A 10,045-nucleotide genomic window follows, 5' to 3' on the forward strand; every position below is an offset into this window, starting at 1 on the left:
ACGGTATTACCTTCATCCAGCAGACGGATGGCGGAGTCAACTTGCTCCGGGCGGGCCTGCAGTTCGGTTGCAATAATGCGGCTCAGTGGATCAGTCATAAGTCAGGTATCTGTTAGCAGCGATAATCAATAGGGGGACAGTTATACGTTTTGCAGGGGTAAAATGCCAGCCCAGAGGCCTGGGGTTTTGACGGGGAAGCGGATTTTTTTGTCAGGGGCGCAGCAAGCGGCGCCCCTACACAGCGAGTCGGTTCAGGCAAAATTATTCGACGTCTTTGACATACTCGATCTCGTTGACCGTCCAGTAGGCAACTCCTGCCGGAGTCTCAACCGTGGCCGTATCCCCCACCTCTTTTTTCAGCAAGGCGCGGGCCATTGGCGAGTCGATGGAGATATAGTCTTTGCGGCCAAAGATCTCGTCGTAGCCAACGATACGAAAGCGTTTGGTATCGCCATCGTCATTCTCGATCTCTACCCAGGCACCAAAGAACACCTTGCCCGCTTGCTGTGGCGCATAATCGACAATTTTCAGCTGCTCAAGGCACTTGGTGAGATAGCGTACCCGGCGATCGATCTCACGCAGCCGCTTTTTATTGTACTGGTAATCGGCATTTTCACTGCGGTCGCCCAGGCTGGCGGCCCAGGTGACTTTCTTGGTCACTTCCGGGCGGTCTTCACGCCACAGAAAATCCAATTCTTTTTTGAGCTTGTTGTAACCCTCACGGGTGATCAGCAATGTTTTCATCGTTATCCATCATCAAATCACAGGAGCGGTGGGCATTCTCGCATAAAGCGGCCACCATATCCGTTGGCGTTTTTTTTATAAACCTGGGGTACACTGCCAATTCACCAGTATTGCGGTTTTCTGCCAAGAGTGTACATCATACGCAGCGGGTAGTTTTTTACCGAACGGCACCCCTGATTTAAGTGAAAATTGTTGATATTTGGGCAAAAGAATAAGCTTTGTAACAATTTCGTCTAGAATATATACCATTAAACGCTGTCAGTAATGATGGAGTTTTTGAACAATACGAGGCTGTTGCCAAATAGCCGCCAGCGGTGCCGATGCATAAGTGCGGGCCACAATCTAGAATCAGGCAATACAGCCTTTGGGAGTCAGACAATGCAAGAGAATCACAAGATTCTGGTCGTCGATGATGACATGCGCCTGCGTGCGCTTTTAGAGCGTTACTTAACCGAGCAGGGTTTCCAGGTTCGCAGCGTTGCCAACGCTGAGCAAATGGATCGTTTGCTGACGCGTGAGTCTTTCCATCTGATGGTATTAGACCTGATGTTGCCGGGTGAAGACGGGCTGTCCATTTGCCGTCGCCTGCGTAGTCAAAGCAACCCGATGCCGATCATTATGGTGACCGCCAAGGGTGAAGAAGTGGACCGTATCGTCGGGCTGGAAATCGGTGCCGATGACTATATCCCTAAACCGTTCAACCCACGCGAACTGCTGGCCCGTATCCGCGCCGTCCTGCGCCGCCAAGCTAACGAACTGCCGGGTGCGCCTTCTCAGGAAGAGGCGGTGATCGCCTTTGGTAAATTCAAACTGAACCTCGGCACGCGCGAGATGTTCCGTGAAGATGAACCTATGCCATTAACCAGCGGTGAGTTCGCCGTGCTGAAAGCCTTGGTCAGCCATCCACGTGAACCCTTGTCGCGCGATAAGCTGATGAACCTGGCCCGTGGCCGTGAATATAGTGCGATGGAGCGTTCCATCGACGTGCAGATTTCGCGCCTGCGCCGCATGGTTGAGGAAGATCCGGCACATCCACGCTATATCCAGACCGTTTGGGGTCTTGGCTACGTCTTCGTCCCGGACGGCAGTAAGGCATGAGGAGATTACGCTTTTCACCGCGTAGCTCGTTTGCCCGAACTTTGCTGTTGATCGTTACCTTGCTGTTCGTCAGCCTGGTGACTACCTATCTGGTGGTGCTTAACTTTGCCATCCTGCCCAGTCTGCAGCAGTTCAATAAGGTATTGGCGTACGAAGTTCGTATGCTGATGACCGATCGGCTGCAACTGGAGGACGGTACCTTGCTGGAGGTGCCGCCAGCGTTCCGCCGCGAGATCTACCGCGAGCTGGGCATTTCGCTTTATACCAACGCGGCTGCGGAAGAGAGCGGCCTGCGCTGGGCGCAACACTACCAATTCCTTAGCCAGCAGATGGCGCAGCAACTGGGCGGCCCGACCGACGTCCGCGTCGAGGTGAACAAAAACTCCCCGGTGGTCTGGCTGAAAACCTGGTTGCAGCCGGATATCTGGGTGCGCGTCCCGCTGACCGAAATCCATCAAGGCGATTTTTCGCCGCTGTTCCGCTACACCCTGGCGATTATGTTGCTGGCGATAGGCGGCGCCTGGCTGTTTATCCGCATTCAGAACCGCCCTCTGGTGGAGCTTGAGCATGCTGCCTTGCAGGTAGGCAAAGGCATTATTCCGCCGCCGCTACGTGAGTATGGTGCCTCTGAGGTGCGCTCGGTGACCCGGGCCTTCAACCAGATGGCCTCTGGGGTGAAGTTGCTGGCCGACGACCGCACGCTGTTGATGGCGGGGGTGAGTCATGATTTGCGCACGCCTTTGACGCGTATCCGGCTAGCGACGGAAATGATGAGCGAGCAAGACGGCTATCTGGCGGAGTCGATCAATAAAGATATCGAAGAATGTAACGCCATCATCGAACAGTTTATTGATTACCTGCGTACCGGCCAGGAGATGCAGACCGAAATTTGCGACCTGAATTCCATTTTGGGCGAAGTGGTGGCAACAGAAAGTGGCTACGAGCGGGTGATTGAAACCGATATTCTACCGGGTGAGCTGATGGTGGATGTGCATCCGCTCTCGATCAAACGTGCGGTGGTGAATATGGTGGTGAATGCGGCGCGCTATGGCAACGGCTGGATCAAGGTCAGCAGCGGGCGTGAACTGCAGCGCGGCTGGTTCCAGGTGGAGGATGATGGCCCAGGTATCAAACCGGAAGAGCTGAAGCACCTGTTCCAACCCTTTGTACGTGGCGACAGTGCGCGTAGCACCAGCGGCACCGGGTTAGGGCTGGCGATTGTGCAGCGTATCATTGATGCTCATACTGGCGTGCTGGACATCGGCACCAGTGAGCGTGGTGGGCTGCGTATCCGAGCTTATCTCCCATTACCGATCGAGAAGAAAGAAACGTCCAGCGGGACTTCACCCGCCAAAGAAAACGCCTGATATCCTGACTTAAGGCCGCAGCACTGTGGCCTGTTTATTAATGGGCGCAGCATTGCAGCGCCCCTAAAAATTGACCACAAGTGCAAGCCAGCCACGAATTCAAACCAATCTCAAGTGCAGATCAGCTAAAAATAGAAAAGGCGCGGAATTCCGCGCCTTGGTTTAGGTGGTTAATCGACTCTATTACAGTTTCGGACCCGAGCTGACCAGTGCAGCGCCTGCCGGGGTATCGGTGTATTTGTCGAAGTTGGTGATAAAGCGGTTTGCCAGATCGTGCGCCTTCTCTTCCCACTGCTCTATGCTGGCATAGGTGGCACGCGGATCGAGGATGGCCGGATCAACGCCTGGCAGAGCGGTTGGCATCGACAGATCGAAGATTGGCAGCGTAATGGTTTCTGCCTTATCGATTTCACCGTTGAGGATGGCGTCGATAATGCCGCGGGTGTCTTTGATCGAGATACGTTTACCGGTGCCGTTCCAGCCGGTATTCACCAGGTAAGCCTGGGCTCCGGCTGCCTGCATGCGTTTGACCAGCACTTCGGCATACTGGGTTGGGTGCAGTGACAGGAATGCCGCGCCAAAGCAGGCAGAGAAGGTTGGCGTTGGCTCGGTAACGCCACGCTCGGTACCGGCCAGCTTGGCGGTGAAACCGGACAGGAAGTGGTACTGGGTCTGGTTGGCCGTCAGGCGTGATACCGGCGGCAGTACGCCGAAGGCGTCCGCAGTCAGGAAGATCACCTTGGTAGCGTGGCCCGCTTTGGACACCGGCTTGACGATATTGTGGATGTGGTAGATCGGATAGGAAACGCGGGTGTTCTCGGTTTTCGATCCGTCGTTGAAGTCCACGGTACCGTCGGCCAAGACGGTGACGTTTTCCAGTAGCGCATCACGCTTGATGGCGTGATAGATATCTGGCTCGGCTTCTTCCGACAGCTTGATGGTCTTGGCGTAGCAGCCGCCTTCGAAGTTGAAGACGCCATCGTCGTCCCAGCCGTGTTCGTCATCACCGATCAGTTGGCGTTTCGGATCGGTGGACAGCGTGGTTTTACCGGTGCCGGACAGGCCGAAGAATACGGCCACGTCACCTTTCTCGCCCACGTTGGCCGAGCAGTGCATGGAGGCTATACCTTTAAGCGGCAGCAGGTAGTTCATGATGGAGAACATACCCTTTTTCATTTCGCCGCCGTACCAGGTGCCGCCGATCAGCTGCATACGCTCGGTCAGGTTGAATGCCACGAAGTTTTCCGAGTTCATTCCCTGCTGCTGCCAGTTCGGGTTGGTGCACTTGGCGCCGTTCATCACCACGAAATCAGGCTCAAAGCCTTGCAGTTCTTCATCGCTCGGGCGGATAAACATGTTTTTGACGAAATGCGCTTGCCAAGCCACTTCTGTGATAAAGCGGACTTTCAGGCGGGAATCTGCGTTAGCACCGCAGAAGGTATCGACCACGAACAGGCGCTTGCCGGAAAGCTGCTCGGTGACCCGTTTTTTCAGATCTGCCCAGACTTCAGGGCTGAGAGGTTTGTTATCGTTCTTGCCTTTACCTTGATCGGCCCACCAGACGGTGTCCCGAGTGATATCGTCACGGACGATGTACTTATCTTTTGGCGAACGGCCGGTGAAGATGCCGGTATCGACGGCAACGGCACCCAGATTGGTTACTACACCACGCTCAAACCCTTGCAGAGAAGGGTCCGTTTCTTCCTTAAACAATAATTCATAACTCGGATTGTGAACGATTTCACCAACGTTATGAATTCCATAAGCGGCAAGATCCTGGTGGGTTATACCATTAACACGCATGTCACTACTCCTTGATCACAGAATTTCTGGCGACAATTGTAGGGATCCATGGCGATGTAACCGCGATAGGTATCAAATATTTAACGTATTAAACGTTTTTTAGTTACGTTATGAGATGTAGACCACGGAATAAAGCAAGCGTGCAAACGACGAGGGCTGACGTGCGTCACAAGTTGACGCACGTCACATAGCGGTTTTGATTAATGCAGTTGGGTGCTGCTGTCGGCATTGCCGTTGTGGAGGGCGGCGATGTCTAACGCATCGAATACATAATGATTACCACAGTAATCACAGTGCATATCGATGTTGCCATCCTGTTCCAGCATATCGGCCACTTCTTCCGTTGGCAGCGTAATCAAGGCATCGGCACAGCGCTGGCGTGAACAGGTGCAGCGGAAGATCACATCCTGAGGTTCGTACAGCGTAACCTCTTCCTGATGATAGAGGCGATACAGCACTTCGTTAGCTGGCAGGGTGAACAGCTCGTGATCTTTGATGGTGGCGGTTAACTGCACCAGATGGTCGAAATCATCGGCATTGCCATCCTGAGCGGGTAGCACCTGCAACAGCATGCCGGCAGCCGCGGGTTTGCCTTCGGCTTCGCCGGTGCGGATAAACAGGCGCGTTGGCAGCTGTTCAGACTGGCGGAAATACCCTTCCAGACACTGGGCCAGCGTTTCACCTTCCAGACCTACCACACCCTGATAGCGTTCACCTTCAGACGGGCTGATGGTGATCACCATAATGCCGTTACCCAGCATCTGGTGCAGGGTGCTGTCGGCCGCAATCTCGCCTTCTACACGGGCTACACCGCGCATCTCCTGACGATTATTGCCGTTGATCACCGCCAGTTTCAGCGGGCCGTCACCTTGTACCTGAACGGTAATGTCACCGTCGAACTTCAGCGTGGCGGTCAGCAAGCTGGTGGCTACCAGCAACTCGCCGAGCAGGCTTTGTACCGGAGCCGGATAGTCATGGTTGGTCAGGATGTGCTGATAGGTTTCGCTGACGGTAACCAGCTCACCGCGCACCGCGTAGTTTTCGAACAGGTAACGGTGCAATTGGTCATGGTTGGACATAGTTTTCTCTCTTTGAGACGAGGGATTATTCCTGCTCGCCAAATTTAAATTTAATCAAATCGCGCCGCTCTTTCTTGTCCGGACGACGATCCGGATGCGGCATGGTCAGCACATTCATTTTGCGTGCCAGTGCTACTTTCTCGCGATTGGCAATGCTGGCCTCGGTTTCCTGATACATCAGCTGCGCCTCGTCGGCCCCACGCCGTTGGCTGTTGGTGGCCAGCACGATGACGGTACGTTCGTCATTGCCCTGACGCAGCTTGATTTCGGCATTGATTTCAACGGTTTTACTCGGCTTGCTGCGCTGCCCGTTGTAGTGCACCTTGCCGCCGTCAATCATGTCGCGGGCCAGTGCACGGGTTTTATAAAATCGGGCGGCCCACAGCCATTTATCCAGGCGGATGGCCTCATCCGTGGTTGCTTTGGCTTTCATTGCTCCCTCCGTTCCAATGCCGGTATCAACTGGCGGTAGTCGCTCATCGATGGATAACGCTGGAAAGTTTTACTTGCCATGCTGGAATCCGGGTTCTGCACGCCAAGGCAATAGCGGATACCAAACTGGCGGGCGGCATCCAGAATGGGTTCACCATCATCCACAAACAGAGTGCGCTGCGGGTCAAAACCGGTTTGCTGCTGCACAGCCTGCCACAAGCGCTGATCTTCCTTTGGATAACCAAATGTGTGGGTGGAAAGTAATAAATCAAGGTGTCGATCCAAACCCGTGTGCTCAACCTTCACTGCCAGACTGTGAGGATGTGCGTTGGTGAGCAGGATGGTGCGCTGCCCGGCAGAGCGTAACGCCTGCAAAAACGGCTGGGTATCTTCACGCAACCGAGCGCGGTTACCGACTTCGCTGGTCATTTGGTAGATATCCAGCCCGAGGCGCTCACTCCAGTAATCAAAGCAATACCAGTTCATGGTGTGTTGCACAGCCAGGTATTCCTGGTGAATGATTTTGCTGGCATCATCGAAGGGGATGGCTCGTTGCTCACTCAATGCCTGCGGGACCAGCGTTAACCAAAAATGGCTGTCGAATTCCAGATCCAACAGGGTTCCGTCCATATCCAGCAGTACGGTATCAATATCGTGCCAGTCAAACTCAGGAACCATGTACTAACTCCATAGGCGGGATAGCGGTATCCCGCGGGTGCTAAAAAAACATACAGCCTAGTATAGGCGGATGGCAGGGCGGAGGCTACGCCATCGGGCGTATGGATATCGGGGTGAGCTGCGGGTTAAAGCAGTTTTCGTAATAGCGCTGGATATCGGCGAGGCGATGTTGGTTTTTGCGCCTGCGCTGCACCAGCCGCCAGGAGTTGTAACCCAGTACGATAACCAACACCAGCAACAGCAGGCTGGCACCAAAATAGCGCCACAGAGTCACGATATCCGGTTCACTGTGCAGGGCGATATGTCGGGTGCCGTTAGCATCGACAAAGATATTGGTGATCACCCCGTTTGCCTGGAATGGTGTATGCAGTAACAGACTGCTAAGGCGCTGCAGCTCTTTCCATTGGTCAAGTGGGTTGTATTCGTTCAGCGGCTGTGCGGGCAGGGGATAATCCACCAACTGTTTGCCTTCGTCGCTGGTGATCAAGAAACCGCCCGGTGGTGGGCTGTTGAGGGCTGCAGCAGCCTGACGGGTTTCCTGCACCACAAAGGCAGAGGTGGCCGCGTTGCTCAGATTTTCCAGCGATTCAGCGCTGACCGGCCGCAGCAGGACGTTAACGCCTTCCAGCGCCCCGGATTTGGCTCGTTTCACCAGGGCGGCCCAGTTCTTGACGTTACCCAGGTTGACCAAAGCGTTCTTCAAGCGCACACAGTCGGCCTGCGTGCCGCACAGATCTTGCGTTTTCAACACGATATCTGCAAAGTCATCCAGTAGGATCATGCCTGATTTTTCAATGGCACTGGCCAACTGCGGGTTCACTTTCTGATCGGCACCGCTTGGGCTTGGGTGCAGTTGCCGGTTGATGGTGGCCATCAGAGCGGCGGCTTTATCGATCACTTCCGACTCGGGCTGTGGCAACGGGGTAGCCGTATTCCAGTAAATCCCCGAACAATCGAAAGGCATAAAGCTCGGTGCGGTGGCGCTGTTGTTGCCCGAAGGGACGTAGCACATACCGTTGCCCTGAATTTTCAGCCTGTCGCCGATATGCAGCGGGATGGCCTCCAGCGCCTGAACGCTAGTGACTTCCGTTTTCTGCGCCCCCTGTAACCACGCGGTGCTCAATTTAGCGGGCAGGCTGAGTGGAATGTAGATTAACAGTAACAACAGCACCACGAGCGAACTGGCCGCTAATACGGCGTTCTTGCCCCACTGCTGCAAGGGGAAGTTCTTCACTTCATCATGCAGGGAAAGATAGCGTCCCTGACGCACCACCTGCCGGTTGAGGTAGATATCTACATTGGTGGTTTTACCCAGATCCACGCTCAGGTAAGACAGCCAGTGTGGGGGATAGATCAAATCGATAATCCCCAAAGAGATATTACTGATTTGCCCCTGATTGGACTCGCCGAATAACCCCCAGCGCTTTGGCGTGCCGCGCAGGCAATGCACCTCTTTCAGCTCTTTTTCGGCCGGGCGGCGCAACAGGTGCCAGCAGCCCCAGACGATCATCAGCACCGCCACCAGAATGATCCAGGGGATCACCATTACCGGGCTGATCAGGCTGAGGAACAGCAGCAGCAGGGCAGTTGATATGAGGCCAGCTTCCTTGACGCCGTTCGGCCGGTTGAGCTCATGTTCCTCGCGGGTCTCCTTGCGGATGTTCACCAACTCAATATGTTCGCTCTCTTCTTTGCGGATGGACGCGTTCCTTGTCGGGGTTGTAGTCACTACCGGCGAAGGTGGGCTGTCGTAAATATGATCCAGCAGCGAATGGCCGTTGAGTGAGATCACCAGCGGCAGCGTCTGGGTCTTGATCACTTCGACGTGGTTATCGGCGCTGATGTACTGCTCCCAGAACGGAGGCAGATGGATCTCTTCCGAGTCGAGATAGTAGCGCCAGTTGTTGGGTTCATCGCTTGCAAGGCCATAGCGGGTGATGGCATGGGTGATCGGGTAAACGTTGTCGCTCTGTGCGGTCAACGCCAGCCTGGCAGAAGGCAGCGAAGACGAACCTGACAGCAGTTTGCTGCCCAGGCGATTCTGTTGGTTAAGGTAATACTCAATCGCTGCCCGTTCTGGTGTGGTCAGCTTGCGATGGGTAGGTTTGACGAACGGCAGGGTACCTGCCAAGGCTGGCCGGGGGCGGAATTTAAACCACAAGTAGAGGCTAGCAGCGATCAGGCAGGCTAGCGCTAAGGCCAATATCAACGCTATTGTGCTCATGCTATTCTCGTCCTACGCCCATGAAACCGCCAATCCTAACCGCAAAGCCTGACATTATACGGAGTTAACTGCCCAGAGATAGAATGACCCGCCGTTAAATTGTTATCCGGCTCTCATTCGTGGCTATCGTTGACCATACACCGTACGATTTTTTTACCTGCGTGAGCATAGCAATCCTCATGGTGGCGGGATATCAGGATTATCTTATTTGCCTATCTGTTTTTTTATCCACCGGGAGGGTTGCTGGTCAGGTTTGTTAAAAAAAAGTAAATTACAGGCTAAGCTCGTTGCGGTAATGGTTCCCATTAACGCACAATGTGATCAAGATCGAGTTTAGCCAGCGCTTGACCCTCTTGCTGTCTGGCACAACGCGCATATTATTATCCTGGTTACTTGCCTGAGAGTGCTGAATATTCAGCCTATTAGGCGGTTAACCTATTTGAGGCAATCATGGATAAACACCTGCAAAAACCTAAAATTCTGAAAGTAGAAACGGTCGCGCGCTCGCGTTTATTTAACGTTGAGTCAGTCGATCTGGAGTTCAGTAACGGTGTGCGGCGGGTCTATGAGCGTATGCGCCCTTCGGAACGCGAAGCGGTGATGATTGTGCCGGTGATAGG

The 10,045-nt window shown here is 54.2% G+C and carries 8 protein-coding genes and 1 pseudogene; 3 read left to right on the forward strand and 6 right to left on the reverse strand.

Translation table 11 applies throughout. From position 1 onward, the window contains the following. Nucleotides 1-261: 261 nt before the first annotated feature. On the reverse strand, nt 262-744 hold the full coding sequence (greB, locus tag ACLQ7H_RS26155; RefSeq protein WP_411755194.1) for a transcription elongation factor GreB: 483 nt from the start codon (nt 742-744) through the stop codon (nt 262-264). 378 nt (nt 745-1,122) lie between these two features. On the opposite strand from greB, the gene ompR reads away from it, so the two are divergent. Together ompR and envZ are read left to right on the forward strand one after the other, a co-directional pair. Then, complete coding sequence (gene ompR / locus ACLQ7H_RS26160; RefSeq protein WP_004709363.1) at nt 1,123-1,842, forward strand: two-component system response regulator OmpR; 720 nt, start codon at nt 1,123-1,125, stop codon at nt 1,840-1,842. Further along, entirely contained in the window at nt 1,839-3,209 is a 1,371-nt protein-coding gene (gene envZ / locus ACLQ7H_RS26165; protein WP_411755195.1) for a two-component system sensor histidine kinase EnvZ, read from the forward strand. The genes ompR and envZ overlap by 4 nt, the downstream gene beginning before the upstream one ends. A 183-nt stretch (nt 3,210-3,392) precedes the next feature. Here envZ and pckA read toward each other — a convergent pair whose 3' ends face one another. The 5 genes from pckA to ACLQ7H_RS26190 all read right to left on the reverse strand — a co-directional run bounded on the left by pckA (nt 3,393) and on the right by ACLQ7H_RS26190 (nt 9,425). Then, nucleotides 3,393-5,012 carry a phosphoenolpyruvate carboxykinase (ATP) gene (gene pckA, locus ACLQ7H_RS26170; protein ID WP_411755196.1) on the reverse strand — a complete coding sequence of 540 codons (1,620 nt, stop codon included), beginning with the start codon at nt 5,010-5,012 and terminating at the stop codon, nt 3,393-3,395. Nucleotides 5,013-5,212: 200 nt separating this feature from the next. Next, on the reverse strand, nt 5,213-6,091 hold the full coding sequence (gene hslO / locus ACLQ7H_RS26175; protein WP_411755197.1) for an Hsp33 family molecular chaperone HslO: 879 nt from the start codon (nt 6,089-6,091) through the stop codon (nt 5,213-5,215). 25 nt (nt 6,092-6,116) lie between these two features. Then, the gene (gene hslR / locus ACLQ7H_RS26180) at nt 6,117-6,524 is read right to left on the reverse strand and encodes a ribosome-associated heat shock protein Hsp15 (protein WP_411755198.1); all 408 of its coding nucleotides are present in this window, start codon (nt 6,522-6,524) and stop codon (nt 6,117-6,119) included. Next, complete coding sequence (gene yrfG, locus ACLQ7H_RS26185) at nt 6,521-7,201, reverse strand: GMP/IMP nucleotidase (RefSeq protein WP_411755199.1); 681 nt, start codon at nt 7,199-7,201, stop codon at nt 6,521-6,523. The genes hslR and yrfG overlap by 4 nt, the downstream gene beginning before the upstream one ends. A gap of 85 nt (nt 7,202-7,286) precedes the next feature. Beyond that, the gene (locus ACLQ7H_RS26190; RefSeq protein ID WP_411755200.1) at nt 7,287-9,425 is read right to left on the reverse strand and encodes an intracellular growth attenuator family protein; all 2,139 of its coding nucleotides are present in this window, start codon (nt 9,423-9,425) and stop codon (nt 7,287-7,289) included. Nucleotides 9,426-9,875: 450 nt separating this feature from the next. Here ACLQ7H_RS26190 and nudE point away from each other — a divergent pair. After that, nucleotides 9,876-10,045 (forward strand): annotated as a pseudogene (nudE, locus tag ACLQ7H_RS26195) (ADP compounds hydrolase NudE); the annotation flags it as partial.

The organism is Serratia sp. (in: enterobacteria), assembly GCF_046715635.1.
In the GTDB taxonomy this organism is placed as follows: domain Bacteria; phylum Pseudomonadota; class Gammaproteobacteria; order Enterobacterales; family Enterobacteriaceae; genus Chania.